23 protein-coding genes are annotated in these 25,445 nt (G+C 71.2%); 11 read left to right on the top strand and 12 right to left on the bottom strand.

Translation table 11 applies throughout. The features are described 5' to 3' along the window. Positions 1-4: 4 nt before the first annotated feature. The 5 genes from ABZ904_RS23095 to folE all read left to right on the top strand — a co-directional run bounded on the left by ABZ904_RS23095 (position 5) and on the right by folE (position 6,124). Positions 5-1,129 carry a zinc-dependent metalloprotease gene (locus ABZ904_RS23095; protein WP_360997184.1) on the top strand — a complete coding sequence of 375 codons (1,125 nt, stop codon included), beginning with the start codon at positions 5-7 and terminating at the stop codon, positions 1,127-1,129. A gap of 190 nt (positions 1,130-1,319) precedes the next feature. Next, positions 1,320-2,339, top strand: coding sequence for a tRNA lysidine(34) synthetase TilS (gene tilS / locus ABZ904_RS23090; protein WP_359394720.1), 1,020 nt, complete (start codon positions 1,320-1,322; stop codon positions 2,337-2,339). A gap of 232 nt (positions 2,340-2,571) precedes the next feature. Beyond that, complete coding sequence (hpt, locus tag ABZ904_RS23085; RefSeq protein ID WP_359394722.1) at positions 2,572-3,132, top strand: hypoxanthine phosphoribosyltransferase; 561 nt, start codon at positions 2,572-2,574, stop codon at positions 3,130-3,132. Between the two features lie 221 nt (positions 3,133-3,353). Further along, a complete protein-coding gene (gene ftsH / locus ABZ904_RS23080; RefSeq protein ID WP_359394891.1) occupies positions 3,354-5,375 on the top strand; it encodes an ATP-dependent zinc metalloprotease FtsH in 2,022 nt (673 codons plus the stop codon). Positions 5,376-5,518: 143 nt separating this feature from the next. Next, positions 5,519-6,124, top strand: coding sequence for a GTP cyclohydrolase I FolE (gene folE, locus ABZ904_RS23075; protein ID WP_359394724.1), 606 nt, complete (start codon positions 5,519-5,521; stop codon positions 6,122-6,124). A gap of 21 nt (positions 6,125-6,145) precedes the next feature. On the opposite strand, the gene ABZ904_RS23070 is transcribed toward folE, so the two are convergent. From ABZ904_RS23070 to ABZ904_RS23045, 6 genes are all read right to left on the bottom strand, one after another. Then, the gene (locus ABZ904_RS23070; protein ID WP_359394726.1) at positions 6,146-6,631 is read right to left on the bottom strand and encodes a DUF3180 domain-containing protein; all 486 of its coding nucleotides are present in this window, start codon (positions 6,629-6,631) and stop codon (positions 6,146-6,148) included. Between the two features lie 80 nt (positions 6,632-6,711). Continuing rightward, on the bottom strand, positions 6,712-7,323 hold the full coding sequence (gene folK, locus ABZ904_RS23065; protein WP_359394728.1) for a 2-amino-4-hydroxy-6-hydroxymethyldihydropteridine diphosphokinase: 612 nt from the start codon (positions 7,321-7,323) through the stop codon (positions 6,712-6,714). After that, positions 7,320-7,679 carry a dihydroneopterin aldolase gene (gene folB / locus ABZ904_RS23060; RefSeq protein ID WP_359394730.1) on the bottom strand — a complete coding sequence of 120 codons (360 nt, stop codon included), beginning with the start codon at positions 7,677-7,679 and terminating at the stop codon, positions 7,320-7,322. Before folB ends, folK begins: the two co-directional genes overlap by 4 nt. A gap of 257 nt (positions 7,680-7,936) precedes the next feature. Next, the gene (locus ABZ904_RS23055; protein ID WP_360997188.1) at positions 7,937-8,440 is read right to left on the bottom strand and encodes a nuclear transport factor 2 family protein; all 504 of its coding nucleotides are present in this window, start codon (positions 8,438-8,440) and stop codon (positions 7,937-7,939) included. After that, on the bottom strand, positions 8,437-9,297 hold the full coding sequence (gene folP, locus ABZ904_RS23050; protein WP_359394734.1) for a dihydropteroate synthase: 861 nt from the start codon (positions 9,295-9,297) through the stop codon (positions 8,437-8,439). Before folP ends, ABZ904_RS23055 begins: the two co-directional genes overlap by 4 nt. 747 nt (positions 9,298-10,044) lie before the next feature. Beyond that, positions 10,045-11,880: a phosphatidylglycerol lysyltransferase domain-containing protein gene (locus ABZ904_RS23045; RefSeq protein WP_360997190.1), complete on the bottom strand. Its 1,836-nt coding sequence runs from the start codon at positions 11,878-11,880 to the stop codon at positions 10,045-10,047. Between the two features lie 205 nt (positions 11,881-12,085). Here ABZ904_RS23045 and ABZ904_RS23040 point away from each other — a divergent pair, with 205 nt between their 5' ends. Together ABZ904_RS23040 and ABZ904_RS23035 are read left to right on the top strand one after the other, a co-directional pair. Further along, a complete protein-coding gene (locus ABZ904_RS23040; protein ID WP_360997192.1) occupies positions 12,086-13,213 on the top strand; it encodes an alpha/beta hydrolase-fold protein in 1,128 nt (375 codons plus the stop codon). A gap of 466 nt (positions 13,214-13,679) precedes the next feature. Continuing rightward, a complete protein-coding gene (locus tag ABZ904_RS23035) occupies positions 13,680-15,128 on the top strand; it encodes a hypothetical protein (protein WP_360997194.1) in 1,449 nt (482 codons plus the stop codon). Positions 15,129-15,198: 70 nt separating this feature from the next. Here the strand turns inward: ABZ904_RS23035 and ABZ904_RS23030 are convergent, their stop codons facing one another. Further along, positions 15,199-16,530, bottom strand: a complete 1,332-nt coding sequence (locus ABZ904_RS23030; protein WP_359394742.1) for a PH domain-containing protein — start codon at positions 16,528-16,530, stop codon at positions 15,199-15,201. Then, complete coding sequence (locus ABZ904_RS23025) at positions 16,527-17,018, bottom strand: PH domain-containing protein (protein ID WP_360997196.1); 492 nt, start codon at positions 17,016-17,018, stop codon at positions 16,527-16,529. Before ABZ904_RS23025 ends, ABZ904_RS23030 begins: the two co-directional genes overlap by 4 nt. Positions 17,019-17,049: 31 nt before the next feature. Here ABZ904_RS23025 and ABZ904_RS23020 point away from each other — a divergent pair, with 31 nt between their 5' ends. Then, positions 17,050-18,201, top strand: coding sequence for an NADH-quinone oxidoreductase subunit D (locus ABZ904_RS23020; protein ID WP_359394746.1), 1,152 nt, complete (start codon positions 17,050-17,052; stop codon positions 18,199-18,201). Here the strand turns inward: ABZ904_RS23020 and ABZ904_RS23015 are convergent. After that, complete coding sequence (locus ABZ904_RS23015; RefSeq protein ID WP_360997199.1) at positions 18,166-19,191, bottom strand: SAM-dependent methyltransferase; 1,026 nt, start codon at positions 19,189-19,191, stop codon at positions 18,166-18,168. The two genes, ABZ904_RS23020 and ABZ904_RS23015, sit on opposite strands and share 36 nt — an antisense overlap. Positions 19,192-19,448: 257 nt before the next feature. Here ABZ904_RS23015 and ABZ904_RS23010 point away from each other — a divergent pair, with 257 nt between their 5' ends. The 3 genes from ABZ904_RS23010 (at position 19,449) to ABZ904_RS23000 (ending at position 22,080) form a co-directional block, all read left to right on the top strand. Beyond that, on the top strand, positions 19,449-20,654 hold the full coding sequence (locus ABZ904_RS23010; protein WP_360997201.1) for a sensor histidine kinase: 1,206 nt from the start codon (positions 19,449-19,451) through the stop codon (positions 20,652-20,654). Positions 20,655-20,729: 75 nt separating this feature from the next. Continuing rightward, a complete protein-coding gene (locus tag ABZ904_RS23005; protein ID WP_359394753.1) occupies positions 20,730-21,401 on the top strand; it encodes a response regulator transcription factor in 672 nt (223 codons plus the stop codon). Between the two features lie 46 nt (positions 21,402-21,447). Beyond that, a complete protein-coding gene (locus tag ABZ904_RS23000; RefSeq protein WP_360997204.1) occupies positions 21,448-22,080 on the top strand; it encodes an AAA family ATPase in 633 nt (210 codons plus the stop codon). Positions 22,081-22,338: 258 nt separating this feature from the next. On the opposite strand, the gene ABZ904_RS22995 is transcribed toward ABZ904_RS23000, so the two are convergent. The 3 genes from ABZ904_RS22995 to ABZ904_RS22985 all read right to left on the bottom strand — a co-directional run bounded on the left by ABZ904_RS22995 (position 22,339) and on the right by ABZ904_RS22985 (position 25,439). Then, positions 22,339-23,445, bottom strand: coding sequence for a DUF5937 family protein (locus ABZ904_RS22995; protein WP_359394759.1), 1,107 nt, complete (start codon positions 23,443-23,445; stop codon positions 22,339-22,341). A gap of 181 nt (positions 23,446-23,626) precedes the next feature. Beyond that, complete coding sequence (locus ABZ904_RS22990; RefSeq protein WP_360997206.1) at positions 23,627-24,613, bottom strand: aldo/keto reductase; 987 nt, start codon at positions 24,611-24,613, stop codon at positions 23,627-23,629. A gap of 49 nt (positions 24,614-24,662) precedes the next feature. After that, the gene (locus ABZ904_RS22985; RefSeq protein ID WP_359394763.1) at positions 24,663-25,439 is read right to left on the bottom strand and encodes an alpha/beta fold hydrolase; all 777 of its coding nucleotides are present in this window, start codon (positions 25,437-25,439) and stop codon (positions 24,663-24,665) included. Positions 25,440-25,445 lie beyond the last annotated feature (6 nt).

Genomic DNA, 25,445 nt, shown 5'->3' with positions numbered 1-25,445 from the left:
ACGCATGACGAGCATCGGTGGTGCCGAGATGGTCGACTGGAATCTCGCGGTGGCGACCGCGACCCGGCTCGTGCGGCCGGGCCCCGAGGTGAGCCGTGACGAGGCCCGTGCCGTCGTCGCGGAGCTGCGCCGACATGCGAAGGCCTCGGAGGAACATGTCCGGGGCTTTACTCGTATGGGCGAGGAGGGCACGCACGACACTCCCGTCCTCGTCGTCGACCGCCCCGGGTGGGTCCGGGCGAACGTCGCCGGGTTCAGGGAGATCCTCAAACCCCTTCTGGACAAGATGCAGGAGCGCCGCGGCAACACCCCCGGCGGAGCCGTCCTGGGCGCCGTCGGAGGCAAGGTCACCGGCGTGGAGCTGGGCATGCTCCTGTCGTTCCTGTCGTCCCGTGTCCTCGGCCAGTACGAGACGTTCGCCCCCGACACCCGCGATCTGCCCGCGGGTGAGAACGGCGGCGGCCGCCTCCTGCTGGTCGCGCCGAACATCGTGCACGTGGAGCGCGAACTCGACGTGCACCCCCACGACTTCCGGCTCTGGGTCTGCCTGCACGAGGAGACGCACCGCACCCAGTTCACCGCCGTGCCCTGGCTGCGCGATCACCTCGAGGGTGAAATCCAGTCTTTCCTGGAGCAGACCGAGATCGACCCCATGACGGTCCTGGAGCGCGTCAGGGAGGCTGCCCAGTCCCTGGCCGGGGGCCGCCCGGAGGGCGAGGAGGACGACGACGGGCACTCCTTCGTGGAACTCGTGCAGACGCCCGCCCAGCGGGAGATCCTCGGCCGGCTGACCGCCGTCATGTCCCTCCTGGAGGGCCACGCCGACTTCGTGATGGACGGCGTCGGACCGGACGTCGTCCCGTCCGTCGCCGAGATCCGCGAGAAGTTCCAGCAGCGCCGCGCCAAAGGCGCCTCCCGTCTCGACCTGGCCCTGCGCAAACTGCTGGGTCTGGACGCCAAGTTGAGGCAGTACCGCGACGGCGAGCGGTTCGTGCGGGCGGTCGTCGAGCAGGTCGGCATGGACGGGTTCAACCGTGTGTGGACCTCTCCAAACACGCTTCCGACCAAGGCGGAGATCTCCACACCGGCGGACTGGGTCGCGCGGGTGCACCGCAAGGCGGAGTCGTGAGGCCGACACGAGGGTAGTGAGACGAATCCGGCCTTCGGCAGGTGAACGCCTCGCCAATCACCCGTCCGAGGGACCGTGAGGCATGCGTAGGCGTGCAATGCTCGGGGAACCGCCCGCTTCTGTCACCATCGACACACTCTGAGTGACCGGCTCGGGCTCATCCCCCGAAAATTTCAGAAGGGAACCGGACATGGGTCCCCATCCTGCGGTCGCGGCGATACGCCTGGCGGTCCGCCGCGTCCTACACGACGTCCTCACCGAACTGAACAGCGGCGACCGGCCGCACCACGAGCGCCGTGCGCCGCTCGTGCTCGTCGCGTGCTCGGGCGGCGCCGACTCCATGGCGCTCGCCTCCGCCCTCGCCTTCGAGGCCCCCAAGCTCGGCGTCCGCGCCGGTGGCATCACCGTCGACCACGGTCTGCAGCCGGGCTCCGACCTGCGCGCGGACGAGGTCGTCCTGCGCCTGCGCGAACTCGGTCTGGCCCCGGTCGAGTCCATCGCCGTCAGCGTCGGCCGCGAAGGCGGCCCCGAAGCGGCCGCCCGCGACGCCCGCTACGCCGCCCTGGACGCCGCCGCCGCGCGCCACCGCGCCGCCGCGATCCTCCTCGGACACACCCGCGACGACCAGGCCGAGACCGTGCTGCTCGGCCTCGCGCGGGGCTCCGGCATCCGCTCACTGTCCGGAATGGCCGCGGTCTCGGGGGCCGACGGCCGCTACCGCCGCCCCTTCCTGCACCTCGACCGGCAGACCGCCCGCAAGGCCTGCATGGCCCAGTCGCTGCCCGTGTGGGACGACCCGCACAACACCGACCCCACGTACACGCGTTCCCGCCTCCGCCACGAAGGCCTGCCGGCTCTCGAGAAGGCGCTCGGCAAGGGTGTCGTCGAAGCTCTCGCCCGGACGGCTCAGCTCTCCCGCGACGACGCCGACGCCCTCGACGCCTGGGCCCGCCAGGTCGAGACCTCCGTGCGTGACGCCTCCGGCCTCCTGGAGTGCGCCAAGCTCTACGCGCTGCCCCCCGCCGTACGCCGCCGGATCCTGCGCCGCGCCGCCATCGAGGCAGGCGCGCCGGCCGGCTCCCTCTTCGCCCGCCACATCGAGGAGGTCGACCGCCTGATCACCGGCTGGCGCGGCCAAGGGGCCATCAATCTCCCGGGCAAAGTGGTCGCTCAGCGGCAGGGTGGCAGACTGGTGATTCGGCAAGGCTGAGAACACGCCTCCTGCGGGAGGCGCCCGGTCGCCCCTTCGGGGCGGTTCCGGTCAGCCGCGCGAGCGAGCCGAAGGGGCGCGCCGCTGTCGAATGGGAGAGCTCGCCCAGACCGCGCGGGCCGCAGCCGACAGGCTGCTGCCGCGGCGCGGACGCCCGGTAACGGCCGGCCGCCGACGGCGGCAGCCGCACCCCGGAGGCGGGCTGGCGACAAGTGCGGGACGACCGAAAGTGATGCGGGTGGACGCGAAAGACATGGGTGCCGACCTCCAGCAGGTGCTCATCACCAAGGAAGAGATCGACGCGAAGCTGGCCGAGCTGGCCGCGAAGATCGACGCGGAGTACGCGGGCAAGGACCTGCTGATCGTCGGTGTCCTCAAGGGCGCGGTGATGGTCATGGCCGACCTCGCCCGGGCGCTGTCCACCCCCCTCACCATGGACTGGATGGCGGTGTCCTCCTACGGCGCGGGCACCCAGTCCTCCGGCGTCGTACGGATCCTCAAGGACCTCGACACCGACATCAAGGGCAGGCATGTCCTGATCGTCGAGGACATCATCGACTCCGGTCTGACCTTGTCCTGGCTGATCTCCAACCTCGGCTCGCGCGAGCCCGCCTCCCTCAAGGTGTGCACGCTGCTGCGCAAGCCGGATGCCGCCAAGGTCGCCATCGAAGTCGAGTGGGTCGGATTCGACATCCCGAACGAATTCGTCGTGGGATACGGACTCGACTACGCCGAGAAGTACCGCAATCTTCCATTCGTCGGTACGCTCGCGCCCCACGTATACGGCGGCTGAGCTTCCGGGGCCCGGCCTCCTCGCGGTGACCGCGACCCCCGGGTCGCGGTCGTTCGGGGACGTTCGGGAACCCCAGCGGCTCTCTCGCCGTTGGAGCATGCGTGGACGGTATGCCAGAGGTCCCCTGCGGCTTCGGGTGACAATCCTGGGGTACCGTCAGAAGAACTGTCTTTATCAAACTCACTATGGCAGGAGGGACGGGGCGGCACCGCTCCGTATGGATGGACGTGAAGCGATACTTCCGTGGGCCGGTCATGTGGATCGTGCTGGCCGTCCTTGCCGTGGTCGTGTTGATGCAAGTCGTCGGCTCCTCTGGCGGCTACAAGACGGTGGACACCGGCCAAGTTGTGGCGGCGATCAATCAGAACAAGGTCCAGTCGGCCAAGCTGACCACCGGCGACGAGCAGATCATCAAGGTCTCGCTCAAGGACGGCGTGAAAGTCGATGGCAGCTCCAAGATCCAGTCGAGCTACATCGGCGACCAGGGCGTGAACCTGGCCAACTCCCTGCAGGACAAGTACGAGCACAAGCAGATCCCGGACGGCTACACGGTCGCTCCGTCCAAGCAGAACCCCTTCGTCGGGATCCTGCTCTCCCTGCTGCCCTTCGTCCTCATCGTGGTCGTCTTCCTGTTCCTGATGAACCAGATGCAGGGCGGCGGCTCCCGGGTCATGAACTTCGGGAAGTCCAAGGCGAAGCTCATCACCAAGGACACCCCGAAGACGACCTTCGCGGACGTCGCGGGCGCGGACGAGGCCGTCGAGGAGCTCCAGGAGATCAAGGAGTTCCTCCAGGAGCCGGCCAAGTTCCAGGCCGTCGGCGCCAAGATCCCCAAGGGTGTGCTCCTGTACGGGCCTCCCGGTACCGGTAAGACGCTGCTCGCACGTGCCGTGGCCGGTGAGGCGGGTGTCCCCTTCTACTCGATCTCGGGTTCCGACTTCGTCGAGATGTTCGTCGGTGTCGGTGCCTCCCGGGTCCGTGACCTGTTCGAGCAGGCCAAGGCGAACGCCCCGGCGATCGTCTTCGTCGACGAGATCGACGCGGTCGGCCGCCACCGCGGCGCCGGCCTCGGCGGCGGTCACGACGAGCGCGAGCAGACCCTGAACCAGCTGCTCGTCGAGATGGACGGCTTCGACGTGAAGGGCGGCGTGATCCTCATCGCCGCCACGAACCGCCCCGACATCCTCGACCCGGCGCTGCTGCGCCCCGGCCGCTTCGACCGGCAGATCGCCGTCGACCGCCCGGACATGCAGGGCCGGCTGGAGATCCTCAAGGTCCACCAGAAGGGCAAGCCGGTCGCTCCGGACGTCGACCTGTCGGCCGTCTCCCGCCGCACCCCGGGCTTCACCGGCGCGGACCTGTCGAACGTGCTGAACGAGGCGGCGCTGCTGACGGCCCGCAGCGACCGCAAGCTGATCGACAATCAGATGCTGGACGAGGCGATCGACCGCGTGGTCGCGGGCCCGCAGAAGCGGACCCGGATCATGTCGGACAAGGAGAAGAAGATCACCGCGTACCACGAGGGCGGCCACGCCCTGGTCGCGGCGGCCTCGCCGAACTCCGACCCGGTCCACAAGATCACGATCCTGTCCCGGGGCCGTGCGCTCGGCTACACGATGGTGCTCCCGGACGAGGACAAGTACTCCACGACCCGCAACGAGATGCTGGACCAGCTGGCCTACATGCTGGGCGGCCGCGCGGCCGAGGAGCTCGTCTTCCACGACCCCACCACCGGTGCCGCGAACGACATCGAGAAGGCCACGTCCACGGCCCGCTCGATGGTCACTCAGTACGGCATGACCGAGCGTCTCGGCGCGATCAAGTTCGGTGGCGACAACACCGAGCCGTTCCTGGGACGTGAGATGGCTCACCAGCGCGACTACTCGGAAGAGGTCGCCGCGCTGGTGGACGAGGAAGTCAAGAAGCTCATCGAGAACGCGCACAACGAGGCCTGGGAGATCCTGGTCGAGAACCGCGACGTCCTCGACAACCTCGTCCTCGCCCTGCTGGAGAAGGAGACGCTGGGCAAGGAGGAGATCGCCGAGATCTTCGCCCCGATCGTCAAGCGCCCGCCGCGGCCTGCCTGGACGGGTTCCTCGCGCCGCACGCCGTCCACCCGCCCGCCGGTGCTCTCCCCGAGGGAGCTCGCACTGACGAACGGGGCCAACGGCGCCACCCCGGCGATCACCGCGTCGGAGCCGCTCTCCACGGAGAAGGCCCCGGAGGACCGCCGAGAGAGCTGACCCACAGCCCTCCGACGGGCTCACAGGCCCGGAATTTCAGCCGCGCCCCCCAGGGTTCTAGCCTGGGGGGCGCGGCATTTCCCCAAGGTCGCACATGAGACGCGTGATCCGTGCGCGTCACAGTCGCAGGAACGAGGCACCACATGACCGACCCGGTGACGCTGGACGGCGAAGGCACGATCGGTGAGTTCGACGAGAAGCGCGCGGAGAACGCCGTCCGCGAATTGCTCATCTCGGTCGGGGAGGACCCGGACCGAGAAGGACTGCGGGAGACGCCGGGCAGGGTGGCCCGGGCGTACCGGGAGATATTCGCGGGACTGTGGCAGAAGCCCGAGGACGTCCTGACGACGACGTTCGACCTCGGTCACGACGAGATGGTGCTCGTGAAGGACATCGAGGTGTTCTCCACGTGTGAGCACCATCTCGTACCGTTCAGGGGCGTCGCGCATGTCGGGTACATCCCGGCCACCAGCGGCAAGATCACGGGTCTGTCCAAGCTGGCCCGGCTCGTGGACGTGTTCGCGCGCCGGCCCCAGGTGCAGGAGCGGCTGACGACGCAGATCGCCGACTCCCTGATGGAGATACTCGAGCCGCGCGGTGTGATCGTCGTGGTCGAGTGCGAGCACATGTGCATGTCGATGCGCGGCATCCGCAAGCCCGGTGCGAAGACGATCACTTCGGCCGTACGCGGTCAACTCCGCGATGCGGCGACCCGGAACGAGGCGATGAGCCTCATCATGGCGCGCTGACCGTCGCCGTCGCGCCGCGGCTCAGGTGACCGACGCCGTTCCTCCGTCGTGTTCGTCGTCCTCCGGGAGTTTGCAGACCCGTTCGAGGAAGAAGGCCGCCGCTATGACGGCGATTCCGGCCACGACCGAGAAGCCGGCGTAGATGGCCTGGTCGCGGCGGGTGGGGAGGTCGAGGGACTCCAGCAGGAAGACGCCCGTACCGCCGTACATGCCGGCGACCAGGGACGCCACGAGGGCGCTCGCCTGACCGAAGACGACGGCCCGGGCCGCCATCAGCGGCTCGACGCCCTTGGCTCCCGGGCGGCGCTCCCGCTGGGCCTTGAGGCGGCTGCGGAGCGAAAGCGCCGTGGCCAGCAGGACCACGGCGATCAGGGCGAGGACGATCGGCGCGGCCAGGGGGACCCGGGGCAGCGTTCCCACCGCGTTCCACAGGCGGGCGGCCGCCCAGGACAGCACTCCGGCCACCACGAACACCGCTGCCAGCGTCCTGATGCGCAGCTCTCTCACGATGTCCCTTCGTCAGCCCGGCACTATGCCGTACTCGGTCGGGGCGCGGAGAGAAATCCCCGCCCGGTAGACCTTAACGACTACTCGGGCAGCCGGAGTTCCAGGTCGGCGCGGGGGATGACGCTCTCGCGGGTGACGAAGGCGAGCAGGTCGGCCACCGGACCGCGGCCGGGCAGCTGCGCCCCGGGGTCGAGGTCGTGCCAGGGGGCGAGGACGAACGCCCGCTCGTGGGCGCGCGGGTGGGGGAGCGTCAGCACCGGGTCGTCGGAGACGTGCTCCGCATACGCGATGATGTCCACGTCCAGGGTCCGTGCGCCCCAGCGCTCGTCGCGGACCCGGTGGAACGCCTCCTCCACGGCGTGTGCGCGCTCGAGGAGAGAGGAGGGCGGCAGGGTTGTCTTCACGACGACCACCGCGTTGAAGTACGCCGGCTGGCTGCCCGGCGCCACGCCCCACGGCTCCGTCTCGTACACCGGCGAGACCGCCTTGACGCGGACGCCCGGGGTGTCCTCGAGGGCGTCGATGGCGCCTTGGAGGGTCTCCAAGCGGTTGCCCAGGTTGGACCCCAGCGAGATCACGGCGCGCTTGGGGTTCTGCAGGGTGGTGTCGGCGGCGTCCACGCGCTGCACCACGGAGGCGGGTACCGGCTGGACGGTCGGGTCGCTCTGACCCCAGGTGAAGAACGCGGTCATACTCGGCTCCTGGTGATGGTCACGGTCACGTCGTCGAAGGGGACCGCGATCGGTGCGTCCGGTTTGTGGACGCAGACCTCGACCTCCAGTACCGGGGCGTGCTTGAGGCAGGAGAAGGCGATGCGCTCGGCCAGCGTCTCGATCAGGTCGACGGGCTCTCCCTCGACCAGGGCGACGACCTCTTCCGCCACGACGCCGTAGTGCACGGTCTTGGTCAGGTCGTCGTCGGCCGCTGCCGGCCGGGCGTCCAGGCCGAGGACGAGGTCCACGATGAAGGTCTGGCCCTCCTCGCGTTCCTTGGGGAAGACGCCGTGGTGCCCGCGGGCCTTCAGGCCGCGCAGCGCGACACGATCCACGCGAATCACTCCTGCAATCGTCGGTAGCGGCAGGTGCTCACCGGGTGGGGTCGGAACACCGGCCTGGAAGGAATCTACCTGCGGACACTGTCAGCTCCGGCTCCCGGAGCGCGCGCCCCGGCGACTGGGAGGAGGGTTCATCCGGTGTTTCCCCTGGGGAACGCGGTGGCTTACGGGTTGGTAGCCACGAATACCCAGGAGTAGGTGATTCCCGCCACTATCTGCCGCCTACCCACTCCGGCGTGGCAGCCACCCCCTCAGGAAGGGGACTCGTCCTCATCTTCCTCGGCGGATTCGGTCAGGACGGGCGAGGCGTGGTGCGACCAGAGTTTCCAGCCGTCGGGTGTGCGGTGGAACACATTGGTCGCGACGACCAGCTGGCCGACGAGCGGTCCGAGCTCGTCGCCGTCCTCCGGGGCCGGGCCTCCGCTGAGGATGTTCTCGGTGCAGGTCACCAGGGCGGTGTCGCCGGTGACGGAGACATGGACGTCCGTGAGGAAGAACTGGATGTAGTCGGTGTTCGCCATGATCAGCGCGTACGACCTCAGGACCTCGCCGCGACCGGTCAGAACCGGCCAGCCGGGGTGCACGCAGGAGATCACTCCGGTGTCCGCCGGATCGTGGTACGCCTCGTCGACTCCCAGGTCGGAGGGCGAGAGCCAGAGCGAGGACACCTCTTCGAAGTCGCCTCGCTCCATCGCCTCGTAGAAGGCGGTGTTGGCCTGCTCGACCTGCTCGATATCCGTGTGGGCTGTGCTCACCGGGCTCCTTCGATGGCGCGTGCGACGCGCACGGCGTCCGCCGTCGCGCGCACCTCGTGCACGCGCACGGCCCATGCGCCGGCGTGTGCGGCGAGCGCGGAGACCGCGGCCGTGGCGGCGTCACGCTCGCGCGCAGGTGGCGGGGCGCCTTCGGGGCCGGCCAGTACCCGGCCGAGGAAGCGCTTGCGGGAGGCGGCCACCAGCAGGGGGTGGCCGAGGCCGTGCAGACGGTCCAGGTGGGCGATCAGGGTCAGGTCGTGCCCGGCGTCCTTGGAGAAGCCGAGGCCGGGGTCGACGACGATCCGGTCGGGGGCGATGCCGCCCTCCAGGACTGCCTCCACGCGCGCGTGCAGCTCGTCGACGACTTCGGCGACCACGTCCTCGTAGACGCCCCTGACGTTGCCGCCCTCCAGGAAGCCGCGCCAGTGCATGACCACGAAGGGGGCGCCGGCGGCGGCGACGACCTCGATCATGGCGGGGTCGGCGAGGCCGCCGCTGACGTCGTTGACGAGTGCGGCACCGGCGGCGAGGGCCTTTTCGGCGACCGAGGCGCGCATGGTGTCGACGGAGACCGTGACGCCCTCGGAGGCGAGTCCGCGGACGACGGGGATGACGCGCCTGAGCTCCTCGGCCTCGTCGACGCGGGTGGCGCCCGGGCGGGTGGACTCGCCGCCTACGTCTATGAGGTCTGCTCCCTCGGTGACCAGGTCGAGGCCGCGCTTGACGGCGGCGGTGGTGTCGAACCAGCGTCCGCCGTCGGAGAAGGAGTCGGGGGTGACGTTGACGACCCCCATGACCGCGCAGCGGTCCCATGTCGGAAGGCCCGCCACGTGGCCCCGCCCGGTCTTCGTGCTCATACGTTCAGCGTAGGCCCCCGGGGCCTCCCGCTCGGCTCACCGACCGGTCACGGGCCCCGCGGACCGGCGGGCAAGCACGGGCGGGTCCGTCGGACGGAGGGCCTGGCGGGGCGGGCCGGGGTCGAGATGTCGCGGCCCGAGCGGGGGACTCGGGCCTGGGGGTTGAGGACTCGGCTCGGGCTGGTCGGCCTTGGACACCGGACGGGCCGGACCGGGACGGGGCCGGTCGGTGGGCGGGTTCCGTCAGGCGCGGCTTGCGGAGGCGACTCGGTGCGGTGGGGCCGGGCCCGCCGGCGGCGGTGCCTTTGCTCGGTTCGGCCGGGTGTTGCTCGCGGGGTCGGTTCGGCCCGGTTCGGTCAGGTCCGGCTGCGGTGGCGGCTCCGCCTGATTCGGTCAGGCGCGGGCAGCGGTGGCGGTTTCTGCCTGGTTCGGTCAGGTGCCGCTTGTGGCGGCCGGCTTTACCCGGCTCGGCTGGAGGCTTGAGCGAGATGGGGGCCGCCACTCGTGGCCCGGTTGGGCCGGGTGTTGCTCGTGGCGCCGGCTCGGCCCGCTTCGGCAAGGCGCGGCTCGCGGTGACGGCTTCTGCCTGGTTCGGTCGGGCGCCGCCTGCGGTGGCGGCTTGCCCAGTCCGGCTGGGAGGCCGGACCCGGACGGGGCCGGTCGGTGGGCGGGTTCCGTCAGGCGCTGGCGGCACCTCTGCCCTGTTCGGGCCGTCGCTGATTGCGGTGCCCGGTCGGTGTGGTTCTGTCAGGCGCGGCTTGTGGCGCCGACTCCGTGTTCGGCGACGTGGTGGGCGCAGGGGCGCGGAGCCGGGGCCGTACGGCGCAGCAGGCGGGGCAGGGCCAGGTTCACGAAGCCCTCCGCCTGCATGGCCGCGAGGCCGATGCGGGGCAGGTCGCCGGAGGAGGCGTACACCACGAAGCGCGGCTCCCAGCGGGGCTGGAACTTGGCGTTGAACTTGTACAGGGACTCGATCTGGAACCAGCGGGAGAGGAAGACCAGCAGCCCCCGCCACGCCCGCAGCACCGGACCCGCGCCGATCTTCTCGCCGCGGGCCAGTGCCGAGCGGAACATCGCGAAGTTCAGGGAGACACGGGCGATGCCCAGCTTGGGGGCGGCGTGGAGCGCGGCCACGATCAGCAGTTCGTTCATGCCCGGGTCCGCCGAGCGGTCGCGGCGCATCAGGTCCAGGGAGACCCCGTCCGTGCCCCACGGGACGAAGTGCAGGACGGCCTTCAGATCACCGTGCGGGCCCGCCTCCGCGTCGGCCTTGTGGGCCGTGGCGATCAGGCAGTCGCCGTCGGACGGGTCGCCGATGCGGCCGAGCGCCATCGAGAAGCCGCGCTCGGTGTCCGTGCCGCGCCAGTCCTCGGCGGCCCGCCGTATGCGCTCCAGTTCACCCTCGCCGAGGTCACGGATGCGCCGTACCCGGGTTTCGTAACCGGCGCGCTCGATGCGCTTCACCATCTGGCGCACGTTGCGCATCGCGCGGCCGGAGAGGGAGAAATCCGCGACGTCCACCACCGCCTCGTCACCCAGTTCGAGGGCGTCCAGGCCGGTCTCGCGGGTCCACACCTCGCCGCCCGTCTCCGAGCAGCCCATGACGGCCGGGGTCCAGGAGTGGGCCTTGGCCTCGTCCATGAAGCGCTCGATGGCGCCGGGCCAGGCCTCCACGTCGCCGATCGGGTCGCCGCTGGCCAGCATCACGCCCGACACGACCCGGTAGGTCACCGCCGCCTTGCCGCTCGGCGAGAAGACGACCGCCTTGTCGCGGCGGAGCGCGAAGTGGCCGAGCGAGTCGCGTCCGCCGTGCTTCTCGAGCAGGGCGCGCAGCTGTACCTCGTCCTCCTCGGTGAGCCGGGCGGCCGGATGCTCGGGACGGAAGGCCAGGTAGATCGTGGTGACCGCGGTCAGCAGTCCCAGCGCGCCGAGCGAGAAGCCCACCGTCCAGGAGGTGTTGCCGGTGTAGTCGACCGGGCCCTCGAAGCCGAACATGCCGTACAGGACGTGCTCGATGCGGTCGGCCAGGCTGGGGTTGCCCACCATGCGGTGCGGGTGGGCGCTGACGATGATCAGGCCGAGGCTCAGGGAACCGGCGCCCATGAGGACGAAGTTGGCGAGCGCCCGCCAGCGGCTGCGCGGGTCGGGCAGCGCCGCGAACTCGTCCCGGTGGCGCACCAGCGGCAGCAGCAGCAACAGCGAGATGACCACGCCGATGACCGAGTGGCGATAGACGTACTCGGCCACGGCACCCGCCGGAAGGAGCCCCACGGCCGCACGCCAGGCGCGGCGTTTGCGGCGCCGCAGTCCGTGTGCGAGGAGCAGCAGGAGGACTCCGGCGCTCAGCGACAGGGCAGCCGCGAAGGGACCGAGCGAGCCCGGCAGGACCTCGGCCATGCGGTGCATGCGGCTGTGCCGGAAGCGCGGGAAGACGCCCGCGGCGACGTCCAGGACTCCCACGAGTGCGCAGGCCCTGGCGATCAGCGCGGGAACGGCTTCCGGGCGAGGGCCGCGCACTATGCGCCGCACCAGGGACCGCTTCGGAACCTCACCCGACTTTTCCCCATCTATCCTGACAGACATCGCATCCCGTAGTTCTGCGAGAGACCTTGAGTCCGGTGCCGATCGGGGCATCCGGCGACATTGCGCCCTCTAGGACGGTGTCTTGGGGAGAGAGGTTCACTCCCCATCACAAAGCCGGTTCAAAGCCGAAGGAAAGTCCCGGGCAAGCCCGCGCGAAGGCGTAGCGAAACCCGAGCGGACGGAAAGCGCGCGCAAGGAAAGGCTCATGGGTCTCACGAGCAACAAAGTGCTGGCACTGGCGGTCGTACTCGCCGTGCTGCTGTTCGCCGGCACGGTCTGGTACTGGCCGCGGCTGGCGCACCGGAACTGGCGGGCCGTCACCGGACGGGTCGGTCTGCTGTTCGCCACCCAGCTGATGGTCTTCGCGTCGGTCGGGCTGGGCGCCAATCAGGCCTTCGGGTTCTACGCGGGCTGGGCGGATCTGTTCGGGCAGGAGAACGAGCAGGGTGTGGTGGTCGACCACGGCGCGTCGGGGGCGAGCGGTGGTCCTCTCCGGGTGATCGACACACGGCAGGTGGCCGTGCCGGGCGGGGCGCGGACGCAGGACGGCGGTGAGGTCCAGCAGGTGGACATCGTGGGCCGTACGACCCGTATCGCCTCGTCTGCCTTCGTGTACCTGCCGCCCGAGTACTTCCAGCCGCAGTACCGCACCCGGACCTTTCCCGCCGCGGTGGTGCTCACCGGTTACCCGGGTACGGCGGAGGCGCTCATCAAGGGGCTGCACTACCCGCAGACGGCGCACGAGCTGGCCAAGAACGGCAGGATGCAGCCGATGATCCTGGTGATGATGCGGCCGACGGTGGCGCCGCCCAGGGACACGGAGTGCGTGGACGTCCCGGGGGGACCGCAGACCGAGACCTTCTTCGCCAAGGACCTCCCCGACGCGGTCGCGGCCCACTACAGGGTGGGCAGGCGGCCCGGCAGTTGGGGCGTCATCGGCGACTCCACGGGCGGCTACTGCGCGCTGAAGCTCGCGATGCACCACCCGGACGCGTACGCCGCCGGGGCGGGGCTGTCGCCGTACTACAAGGCCCCGATCGACCCGACAACGGGCGACCTCTTCCACGGCAACGACGACCTGCGCAACCGCGCCGACCTGTTCTGGTGCCTCAAGCACCTGCCGGCCCCCGACACCTCACTGCTCGTCACCAGCAGCAAGGCCGGGGAGAAGGACTACAGGTCCACGGTCAGGTTCATACAGCAGGTGCAGGCCAGGAAGCCGACCCGGATCTCGTCGATCATCCTCGACAGCGGCGGCCACAACTTCAACACCTGGCGGCGGGAGATCCCGGCGGCGCTGCAGTGGCTGAGCGGGCGGCTCAGTGACCGGTAGCAGCTGAACGGCCCGGCCGCGCCGCCCGGATTTCGCGGCAATCCGAAGGGGACCGGTACCGCCGGGGAGCGGTGCCCTTCGATGTCGCCCGGGGCGGGCGCTTTTCCGGGCGGGGGCCGTCGAGTTCCTTTACCCGGCGGCGGAAGCCGGGACGGAGATCGTGATAAGCGTCCGGCAAGAAATGATCTTGCAGGGCCGCTGCCCCGTATCAGGGCCGCTTCCCTGTATTCGGAGGGCACGACCAGAGTGCCGAAGGAGGCCCGGCGGGCCTGGTAGGGCGAGCGGTGCCGGTCGCCGGCCGTTCCGTGCCCGGGCCCGAAGGGGATGCGCGGGATTGGCTTTCTACCGGATTCGGCGACCGCCGATGCCTTTCCGGAGGCCGTGGGACGGCGTGAAGAGTTCGCAGTGGCCGTGTTTTTACCACGCGGGCCACCATCATTCCCCTACGCGCGGTAAGTTTCTGGCCATGCCACGTGGACGTCACCGCCATTCTCCGCCCTTGCACAGGCTCCTGCCTCCTTCGGTGATCGCCGGTGTCTCGGTCGTCTGCGCCGTCGGGCCCTGGCTGTTCACGGAGCCGCTGGTGCTCCGTGGGCTGGCCGCGGGTGCCGCGGCGACGACGGCCGTGGGCTCGGTCGTCATGCGCCGCTGGGATCTGGCCGCGGGCAAACGCGTCGCCGACCTCACGCGCGCGCGGGCGAGCGACGAGTGGCGCCATGAGGAGCGGGTCGCCGAACTGGAGACCGACCTCGACGAATCGCGTGAGCTGCGCACCAAGCTGGAGCAGAAGCTGCGGGCCAAGCGCACGGAACTGGCCAATCTGCGCAACGAGCACGCCTCACTGCTGCGCCGGTACGCCACCGCGGAGACGGAGCGCGCCAGCGCCCTGGAGGGCCGCCGGCTGCTGGCCATCGAGACGACGAGCCCCGCGAAGGCGCTGCCCGCGGCGGAGCCGAAGCCCCCTGCCGAGCAGGAGACGCCCGACGAAGCCGAGGACCTGGTCGCCGCGGGTGCCGGGGACGCCGCCGCGGTGGCGACCGCGGAGGACGCCGAGCCGTCGGCCGCGGTGGCCGAGGACGCCGAGCCGTCGGCCGCCCGGGTGTTCTCGCCGGAGGGCTCCTCGCTCTTCATGCGGGCCGACTCGGCGCTGGTGCGTCTGATCAAGGACAAGGCCGAGGCGCAGGAGGAGTCCGGCGCTTCCGAGCCCGACGCCTCCGGGTCCGACGCCGAAGAGGACGAGACGCAGGCTGCCGGCACCGATCCGGCGGGCGACGACGAGGCACAGGCGGACGGCGCCGCGCAGGACGGCGAAGCGGCCGAGCCGGCCGCCGTCACCGGCGACGCCCAGCCCGGCCGGACGCCGGAGTCCGCCCCGCGGAGTGCCGGCCGCAAGGCGACCGCCAAGGCATCTCCCCCGGAGGACGGGCCCGGCAACGGAGGCGGCAGGAAGCCGAACGCCGCCCCCGAAGCCCCCGAGTCCGCCGCCAAGGAGGGCGGTTCCGCGGAGGCGGTCGAGGCCGAGGGGGAGCCCACGGCCGTCGCCGGCCCGGAGCACGCCGCCGCCCCGACCGCGCAGCAGCCCCAGCCTGCCAGGCCCCCGCACGCCTCCGGCCACTTCACGGTGCCGACCGCCGTGGCCGTCGTACCGGCAGCCCCGCGGCGGCGCCCGGCCGTCGAGGGCGGATTCGACTTCTTCGGCACGCAGAAGTCGCGGGAGTCGCTGGAGTCCGTGCAGAACGAGGACCTGGCGGACGTGGTCGGCCAGGAGGCGCTCGCGATGCACAAGGCGGAGTCCGAGTCCGGCTTCAAGGCCGTGGACCCGCAGGCCCGCGGCATCGGCCAGGTCATCGATCTGACGGCGCACGACGAGACGGAGCAGATCGACGTCCAGGGGCTGCGCACCGCGGCTTCCTGACACCGGTCTCACACACGCCAGGGGCGGCGGCACTCCATGTGCCGCCGCCCCTCGTCGTGCGAGCCCTCGCCTACGAGGCCATCCACCGGTCCGGGCGGGCGTCACGGCGCCCCGTGCGCGACCGGTCGGCCTGCGCGGACAGCAGCGCCGCGGCCTCCCCGGCGTCCCGCAGACGGGCCGTGACCGTCTGGCCGGCGCCGGTGTCCACATGGACGTCTGCGACCCTCCTGAACCGTTCCCACGGCCCCTGGGTCAGCCGCACGCTCTGCACCTTGGCATGCGGTACGAGGGCGAGATGCCGGCGCAGCAGTCCGTGCCGGGCGGCGAAGACCGTGTCGGTGACGGCGAGCCCGTGGCCCCGCCACCACAGCGGAACGCACCAGCGCGCCCGGCGCGGCGGCCGGGACAGCGACGCGGGCACGGTCACCCCGGGCAGCACCTGGGCGATCACCGCCTCCGCGATCGGGCGCGGGGTCACCGGCACGAGAACCGAGTTGGAGGAGCCCGCCACGTCCAGTCTGACCTCGACCCAGCCGCGCCGCCGCCACAGCAGCGGCTCCACGATGCGTACGGTCTGCACCCGTCCCGGTGGCACGGTCTCATGGGCGCGGTCGAGCAGACCGTGGTCGATACGGAGCCCGTCCGGCGATTCGCTCACCGTCCAGTCATAGGCCTGGGCGAACCGTCCCGCGCTCCGGGTGGCCGCCGTGCCGAGCAGGGGCAGCCCGACGGCGAACACCGTCCACAGGCTGTGGGTGACGAACCACAGCACCGGAGGCACGACGAGCGCGACGAACAGCGATACCCAGGTCGCACCGGAGAGCACCAGGGAGACGGCCAGCACGCGCGGTGGTACGTGCACCAGCACCCGGGACGGCGCCTCGCCGACCTCGTGTGCCGTCTCGGGTGCGAAACCGGCAGCGCGGGCGAGGAGTTCGGCCCGCAGCGCACGCGCCTCGCCTTGACTGAGATACGCCAGTTCGTCCTTCTTGTCCGTGCCGATGACGTCGAGCTTGAGCTTGGCGACGCCCGCGATCCGGGCCAGCAGCGGCTGTGTGACGTCGACGGCCTGCAGCCGCTCCAGCCGGATATGGGCCGTGCGGCGGAACAACAGGCCCGTGCGGATGCGCAGTTCGGTGTCGGTCACCGCGAAGTGGGTGAACCACCAGCTCAGGAAGCCGTACAGGGCGGCGGCCAGGACGAGTGTCGCGAGGCCTATGAGGACGGTGGTCCCGGTCAGCCTCGTCAGCTGCTGCCGGGTCTGGCCGGGATCGTGCGCGGCCCAGCCGGCGACCACGGTGACCGGCGCCCAGGCGCGCCGCAGCGGGGTCACCGGGTGCAGCCGCCGCTCGGCGACCTCCCGGCCGCCGGGTATGGCGGGGCCGGCCGCGGTCCCGCTCACAGCCCGGCCGATCGGGCCTCGCCCAGCTCGGTCAGCCGGTCCCGCAGCCGTTCCGCCTCCGCCGGGTCGAGACCCGGGATGCTGGCGTCCGTCGCGGCGGCGGCCGTGTGCAGCTGCACGCTCGCCAGCCCGAAGTGGCGCTCCACCGGCCCGGAGGTGACCTCGACCAGCTGCATGCGCCCGTACGGCACCACGGTCTGCTCGCGCCACAGCACGCCCCGGCTGATCAGCAGGTCGTCGGCCCGCTCGGCGTAGCGCCAGGAGCGCCAGTTGCGGCCCAGCAGCACCCAGCCCCAGCACAGCGCGGCGAGCGGCACGAGCGCGAACAGCGCCCAGAGGGGCCCGGCGAACAGACCGAGGAGCAGCCCCACGGCCGGCGTCAGCAGTCCCAGCCACACCACCAGCAGCAGTCGCCGCATCCGCAGCAGTCCCGGCGGCAGCCCCGTCCAGACGGGCTCGCCGCCCCTCCCCGCAGTCCCCGTTTCCATGCCGCAAGCGTACGTACGAGAGACTGTGTCCATGACTCCTACGACGGAGACCATGGTCGGGATCGGCGGTGCCGCGGAGAGCACCGACATGGTGCTCAACATCGGGCCTCAGCACCCGTCCACACACGGGGTGCTGCGGCTGAAGCTCGTGCTGGACGGCGAGCGCATCCTGCGCGCGGAGCCGGTGGTCGGCTATATGCACCGCGGCGCGGAGAAGCTGTTCGAGGCGCGTGACTACCGCCAGATCATCGTCCTCGCCAACCGCCACGACTGGCTCTCCGCCTTCTCGAACGAGCTGGGCGTGGTCCTCGCCGTCGAGCGCATGCTCGGGATGGAGGTCCCCGAGCGCGCGGTGTGGATGCGCACGCTCCTCGCGGAGCTGAACCGGGTCCTGAACCATCTGATGTTCCTCGGCTCGTACCCGCTGGAGCTGGGCGGCATCACACCGGTGTTCTACGCCTTCCAGGAGCGCGAGGAACTCCAGGGCGTCATGGAGGAGATCTCCGGCGGGCGCATGCACTACATGTTCAACCGCGTGGGCGGCCTCAAGGAGGACCTGCCCGCGGGCTGGACGGCACGCGCGCGTGCCGCCGTCTCGGCGGTGCGCTCGCGCATGGACCGGTTCGACGACCTGGTGCTCGGCAACGAGATCTTCCGGGGGCGCACCCGGGGCGTGGGTGTCCTGTCGCCTCGGGCCGTGCACGCGTACGGCGTGAGCGGTCCGATCGCACGAGCCTCCGGCGTGGACTTCGACCTGCGCCGCGACGAGCCGTACCTGGCCTATCCGGAGCTCCAGGACACGCTGAAGGTCGTCACCCGCCAGGAGGGGGACTGCCTGGCCCGCTTCGAGTGCCTCCTGGAGCAGACGCACAACGCGCTCGACCTGGCCGACGCCTGCCTGGACCGGCTGGCGGACCTGCCGCCCGGGCCGGTCAACCAGCGTCTGCCGAAGGTGCTCAAGGCGCCCGAGGGCCACACCTACGCCTGGACCGAGAACCCGCTCGGCATCAACGGCTACTACCTGGTCAGCAAGGGCGACAAGACCCCGTACCGGCTCAAGCTGCGCTCCGCCTCGTACAACAACATCCAGGTGCTGACCGAGCTGCTGCCGGGGACGCTGGTGGCCGACATGGTGGCCATTCTCGGCTCAATGTTCTTCGTGGTCGGGGACATCGACAAATAGCTCCCCGAGACAGGCGGCCGGGACGCCGGCCGGCTGGAGCAGCCAGCCGAAGTCGCCGAGGCCTCCGGGCGCGATCAGTTCCGCGGCGGTTCCGGCCTGTGCGAGGGCGTGCACATAGGCCGCCGGGTGGGTGGACGCGAGGGCCAGCGGGGGACGTGCGCCACTGACACCCAGAGCGCGCAGGGCGGCGCGCTGGGTCATGAGGCGTGCGCCCGGCAGGGCGCACGCGTCCAGTGCCACATGCGCGGTGATGTCGCAGGATCCATCGGGTACGGGCGCGCACTCCCGGCCGGCGCGGAATCCGGTGAGCGTCCCGAAGGGCGGCCGGGCCTGTGCGCGGTGCGCGTAGTCGACGGCGACGGCGAGCCCCCGGCTCAGGGTGGCGACGGCCTCGGCCCAGGCGGTGTCCCTGGGGAGGCCGATCTCGGCGCGGCACCCCTCGGCGGACAGCGGCCACCAGCGCTCCAGCCACTGCGCCTCCGCCCCCGCGACCGGCTCCCCGAGGCGCTCGCTGCCGTCCTGACGTACCAGGACCAGCCGGGGCACGCCGTCGGCGCCGGCCTCCGCCACCTCGACCGGCACGTTGTCCAGCCACTCGTTCGCGAACAGCAGCCCCTCGATCCGCGCCGGGGGCTCGCCGAGCCATTCGATGCGGGAATCGACGCCCTCGGGGCGCTCGGCGATCTCGACGGCACACGCGCGAGTGCGGTCCGCGACCTCGCGGGGCAGCGCGTCGAGGACGCCGGCGACCAGCTCGCCCCGGCCGGCCGCCATGTCCACGAAGGCGAGCTCCTCGGGCCGTCCCAGCGCCTCGTCGACCCGGCACAGCAGCCGGGCCACGGCGGCGGCGAAGAGCGGTGAGGCGTGCACGGACGTACGGAAGTGCCCCGCGGGTCCCTCGGGCCGCCGGTAGAACCCGTCCGCCCCGTACAGCGCCTCCTCGGCCGCCGCCCGCCATCCGCGCCACTCGCCGTCGCCTCTGTCTGCCACGCGTTCAGGCTAGGCGGGGTGCGGACGGGCCATGCGCGGGGAGCGTGCGGTCCGGGCACGCGCCGGGAGCCCGGGAGGCATGCCGCGCGCCCGGAGCGTGCGGCACGCGTCCGGAGCGCACCCCGCGCGCCCGGCGCCCAAAGCCGCTCCTAAGCGACCGGAATCACAAGACATCCACCTTGCGGAGTACGCGTGTCCGCCCCGGATCGGCCCTCCGGTTGACCCCGCACACGCTGGGCTTCCCTACGCTGGGTTACGTGCAGGGCCTCTATGACTTCCTCCGCAGACACCCCACGTGGGTCGACGGCTTCTGGGCCGTGGTCCTGTTCGGGCTTTCCTGCGTGAGCCTGACGAACCTCGACGGGGCGCGGAACTACCACGGGTCGCTCCCGGTGGGGCTCGCGATCTCGGCCGTCCTGTGCGTGGTCGTCGCGCTCCGCCGCCGGATGCCCGAGAAGATGCTCATCGTGGCGGCGGCCATGGGGGTGGCCCAGCTGGCCCTGGACCAGGAGTCGATGGTCGCCGACTTCGCCATGCTCGTGATCATCTACACGGTCGCCGCGGACGGCGCAGGCTGGGCCTCGCGCGTCGGGCTCATCGGCGGTCTGCTCGCCGGGCCCCTGGCACAGGCGCGCTGGGCGCAGCACCACTCCAGTCCCCTGAGCAATGTGGCGATCGCCATCTTCCAGAGCGTGCCGTTCGCGCTCGCCTGGGTCCTCGGCGACTCCGTGCGCACCCGCCGCGCCTATCTCGCCCAGCTGGAGGAGCGCGCCGCCCGGCTGGAGAAGGAGCGCGAGGCGCAGGCCAAGGTGGCCGTCGCCGCCGAGCGTGCGCGGATCGCCCGCGAGCTGCACGACGTGGTCGCTCACAACGTCTCGGTGATGGTGGTCCAGGCGGACGGCGCCGCCTACGTCCTCGACACCGCCCCCGAGCAGGCGAAGAAGGCCTTGGAGACGATCTCGGGAACGGGCCGCCAGGCTCTCGCGGAGATGCGCCGCCTGCTCGGCGTGCTGCGCACCGGCGAGCACAAGGAAGCCGGCGAGTACGTTCCCCAGCCCGACGTCGGGCAGATCGACGAGCTCGTCGAGCAGTGCCGCAGCGCGGGGCTGCCCGTCGACTTCAAGGTGGAGGGGACCCCGCGCCCGCTGCCCAGCGGCGTGGAGCTCACGGCGTACCGCATCGTCCAGGAGGCGCTCACCAACACGCGCAAGCACGGGGGTCCCAACACGGGTGCGAGCGTGCGCCTGGTGTACTTCGACGACGGCCTCGGCCTGCTCGTCGAGGACGACGGCAAGGGCGCCCCGCACGAGCTGTACGAGGAGGGCGGCATCGACGGCCAGGGCCATGGGCTGATCGGCATGCGCGAGCGTGTGGGCATGGTCGGCGGCACCCTGGACGCGGGCCCCCGCCCCGGAGGAGGCTTCCGCATCAGCGCCCTGCTGCCGCTGAAACCGGCTCACTGACACGTGCGCGCCAGACCGCCAGCCGCCCGCCACACGATCCAGCCCATCGACCGAAGGCCGACCGGAGGACCCCCCATGCCGATCCGCGTGATGCTCGTCGACGACCAGGTGCTGCTGCGCACCGGGTTCCGGATGGTGCTCGCCGCCCAGCCGGACATGGAGGTCGTCGCGGAGGCGGGCGACGGCGTCGAGGCCCTTCAGGTGCTGCGCTCCACCGAGGTGGACGTGGTCCTCATGGACGTCCGTATGCCGAAGCTGGACGGGGTGGAGACCACCCGCCGCATCTGCTCCGAGCCCAACCCGCCGAAGGTGCTGATCCTGACCACCTTCGACCTCGACGAGTACGCGTTCTCCGGGCTGAAGGCGGGCGCCTCCGGCTTCATGCTCAAGGACGTACCGCCCGGTGAACTGCTCGCCGCCATCCGCTCCGTGCACAGCGGCGACGCCGTGGTCGCGCCGTCCACCACCCGCCGGCTCCTGGACCGGTTCGCGCCGATGCTGCCGGGCGCCACGACGGAACCACGGCACAAGGAGCTCGAACGGCTCACCGACCGCGAGCGCGAGGTCATGGTGCTGGTCGCCCAGGGGCTCTCGAACGGCGAGATCGCGGCGCGACTGGTGCTCTCCGAGGCGACCGTGAAGACCCACGTCGGCCGCATCCTGACGAAACTGGGCCTCCGGGACCGCGTACAGGTGGTCGTCCTCGCCTACGAGACCGGTCTCGTACGGGCGGGCGGACACGGCTGAGCCACCGCGTTCCCCGGAGGTGAAGGGCACCCACTAGGGTCGGCGCATGCTCCTGTGGATCAACGGCCCCTTCGGGGGCGGCAAGACACAGACCGCACACGAGATACAGCGTCGCCTGCCGGGCAGCGTCATCTGCGATCCAGAACACGCCGGCTTCGGGCTGCGCCGTATGCTGCCGCCCGATCTGCGTGGGGACTTCCAGGATTTGGCGTCCTGGCGGCAGGGCGTGGTCGAGGTCCTCGACCTGGCGCTGAGCAAGCACGACGGCGATGTCATCGTCCCCATGACCGTCACGGATCCGGACTACTTCGCGCAGACGATCGGCAGGCTGCGCGAACTGGACCATGACGTACGGCACTTCGCGCTGCTCGCCGACCGCGAGACCGTACTGCGCAGGCTGCGGGAGCGCGGTCTCGGCCACCTCATGCAGTACGTCGGCGGCAAGGACGCCCCGCTGCGCAGGGAGAGCTGGGCCGTCCAGCAGCTCGACCACTGCCTCGAGCGGCTGCGGGAGCCCGAGTTCGCCGAACACCTGTGGACGGACCACTCCACGGTGCCCAAGACGGCGGACCGGATCGCGGTGCTCGCCGGACTGACCCTCACACCCAACACGGGCGGCGCCCTACGGACCCGGCTGCGGCAGGCGAAGGTGGGGCTGAAGCACATCCGGTTCGACTGACAGGGGCCGGCTACCGGGGCCGGTGCGCCGAGGGACGGGAGGCCGTTGCGGCCAGGAGCCGGGTGCCGGCGAGGTCCGGTCGCGGACGGGAGCCCGTCGCGGACGAGGGGCCGATCGTGGCCGGGAGCCGGGAGCCGGGAGCCGGGAGCCGGGAGCCGGGAGCCGCGAGGGCCCATCGCCCACGGGAGTCCGATCGGCCGGTGGCCGTCCACGGATCCGTGACCGTCCCGGGACCGGTGGGTCCCACTGGTGCCACGTCTACCGGAGGATGCCCTCCAGGAAGTCGCTGCCCAGCCGGGCCACCGCCGTCACGTCCAGCTGGTGCAGGACGTACCGGCCGCGGCGCCGGGTGGCGAGCAGGCCCGCCTTCTTCAGGACGCTCAGATGCCGGGATATCTCCGGTGCCGTCATCCCGTGGACCTGGGCCAGCTCCCCGGTGGTGAAGGCGCTGCGGGCCAGACTGCGGCACATGCGCATCCGCACCGGGTGGGACAGGGCCGCCATCCGCAGCGTCAGCTGCTCCAGCGACGGCGGAGCCGCCGGTTCCGGAGAGCTCACCGGGTAGTGCAGCACCGGCTGCCAGCCGTACCGGTGCAGCACCATCAGATGCGGCCGGCCCAGGCTGGTCGGGACGAGCAGCAGTCCTCCGCCCACCGTGGCGGTGCGGCCGTCACCGAGTTTGTCGACGGTGATCCGGGCCGCCTCCTCGTCGAGCGTCACCACGGGCGACACCGATGCGAGGGCCTCGGCAAGGCCCTTGCGTCGCAGGAGGTCCGTCTTGTGGCGGGCGTCCGCCGCCAGTTGATGGCGCAGCCGGGACCAGGTGTCCGCGAAGAACGCGGCGTCGCAGTCCTCCAGGAACTGCCGCAGCCAGGCCCGGATCCGCGGCGGGTCGGCCAGCAGCCGCTCGCTGAACCGCAGCTGCCGGGGCCCGCGCGCGGCGGCCAGCTCCAGGGCGCGCCGGCGCACCTCGGTGTCCGAGAGCACGCTCGGCCCGCGCGTGCTGTAGCAGACGGCGCAGGTGAACTCCAGGGCCGCGTCCACGAACTGCTCGTCGCTGAGCTTGTCCAGAATGTCGAGGTCCTCGGCGAGCGTCGCGCCGGGCAGCGTCGCGCCGCCAGGGACGCCCGCGTAGGGCAGGAAGAGGTCCGAGAACGTCGACCGCCACAGGAAGTCGGCGTCGCACATCCGGTCCGCCAGATGGGGGTCGAGTCCGGCGGTGACGCTTGTCACCCAGCCCTGCAGGCCCGGGTGGTGTCCCGGCTCGGACAGCGCGTGCAGCGCCATGCTGAGCTCGGCCAGGGGCGAGGGGACGACGGAGACCCTCTCCGGCCGCAGCCCGGTGATGTCGATGTCCACGCTCATGACCACATGGTGCACCGGACCACCGACAACGCGGGCACCGGTTGACGGCGGCCGTCAATCGGGGCGGAACGTGCCCTGAGCGGCGGCCCTCCCCGCCCGTGCCCGGAGCCGGGGCTTCACGGCACGCAGAACGCGACGCCGGCGGGCACCCGCGTCCGGGGTGCCCCGCCGGCGGACGGGTTCAGTTCACGCCGTCGAGCTTGGCGCGCTGCTCGGGGGTCAGCGTGAGGTCGACGGCGGCCAGGCTGTCGTCGAGCTGCTCGACCGAGGACGCACCGACCAGCGGCAGGATCGGGATGTCGCCGTCCATCAGCCAGGACAGGACGACCTGGTTCGCGCTCGCACCGGTCTCGTCGGCCACCTCGCGCACGGCCTGGAGGCGGGCGGGCGTGGCCGCGTGCTCGAAGCCCGGGCCCAGCGGCTTGTCGTCGCGCACATACGCCCCGGACAGCAGCGGGGAGTAGGCGACCTGGGTGAGGGACGGGTTGGCCCGTACATAGCTGAGCAGGTCCGCGCTGACCAGGCCCTGGTTGCCGTCGGGCGAGCGCAGGCTCGGGATGTCGGTGCGCTGGCGCAGGTAGCTGTGGTGATGCTGGAGGACCTCGTAGCCGGGCAGCCCGGCGGCCTTGGCGATGCCGCGGGCGGCCTCCACCCGCCAGGCCCAGTGGTTGCTCGCGCCGAGCAGGCCCGCGACGCCGTCGGCCACGACCTCGGCGAAGCCGGTGACGGTCTCCTCGAGGGGGGTCTTCTCGTCCATGATGTGCGCGTACAGGAGATGGATGCGCTCGACACCGAGGCGCTCCCTGCTGCGCTCGGCGGATTCCCGAATGGTTTTGGCCGAAAGTCCCTCGACGTCGAGGCTGAAACCGGTCGCCGGTGCGTTCGGGCGAGCGCCGAGTTTGGTGGCGATGGTGATCTCGTCGCCGATGCCCCGGCTGCGGATCCAGCGGCCGAGCAGTTCCTCGCTTTCCCCGCCCTGCGTTCCGTTGACCCAGAACGCATAGTTGTTTGACGTGTCGATGAAGGTTCCGCCCGCCTCGACGAAACGATCGAGAATGGCCAAAGACGTCGCTTCGTCGGTCACCGTCCCGAAGAGCATCGAGCCGAGGCTCAGGACGCTCACCTCGCGGCGGGTTGCCGGGTCGCTGCCGATGACGCGGTATTTCATGGAGAATCCTCTTCAGGGCTTCGGACGTTCATGGCGGAGGCCGGAATCATTAACTCCGGGTGAATGCTTGAGGGTCGCCTGTCGTGTCGAGAACCGTTGCGACACTCTCCACGACGGAAGCGAGATGCGGTACGAGAAAGAAGTGACCCCCGCCGAATACACGCAGCTGGAACTCTTCCGTCGTGTGCGCGGCCCAGGCCCGGGCCATGGGGGCGTCCACGCGGGGATCGGCGTCCCCGATGAACGCGGCGACGGGGCAGTCGAGCCGGGGCGCCCCCCGGTAGCGGTACGTCTCCGTGGCGACGTAGTCGCTGCGTATCGCGGGCAGGATCGCCGCCAGCAGCTCGGGGTTGTCCAGCATCCGGGTGTCCGTGCCGCCCAGGAGCTTCATGTCGGCGATCAGCTCGTCGTCGCTCGCCCGGTGCACCGAGCCGGGCGCGGGCACCGAGGGGGCGCGCCGTCCGGACACGAACAGGGCGCTCGGGCGGGCCCCGGCGGCGTGCAGCCGGCTGCCCACCTCGAACGCCAGCGTGGCTCCCATGCTGTGTCCGAACAGGGCGAACGGCTCGCCGGCCCACGTGGTGAGCTCGGCGGCCACGGTGTCGGCCAGTATGTGCAGGTCCTCGATGCAGGGCTCGTCGAACCGCTCCTGACGTCCCGGATACTGCACGACCAGTACCTCGGCCCGCGGTGCGAGCCGCGCCGAGAACGGGTGGAAGAACGAGGCGTTGCCACCGGCGTGCGGGAAGCAGAACAGCCGCATCGCGCCGGGTTCGGAGGTGTGGAAGCGGCGCAGCCACGGGGTGGACGGCGCGGTCACGGCCATCGTCGC

The sequence above is a fragment of the Streptomyces sp. NPDC046900 genome, from assembly GCF_040644975.1.
Lineage (GTDB): Bacteria > Actinomycetota > Actinomycetes > Streptomycetales > Streptomycetaceae > Streptomyces.
Note: the sequence above shows the minus strand (reverse complement) of the source record. Positions and strands in the feature narration are given on the sequence as shown.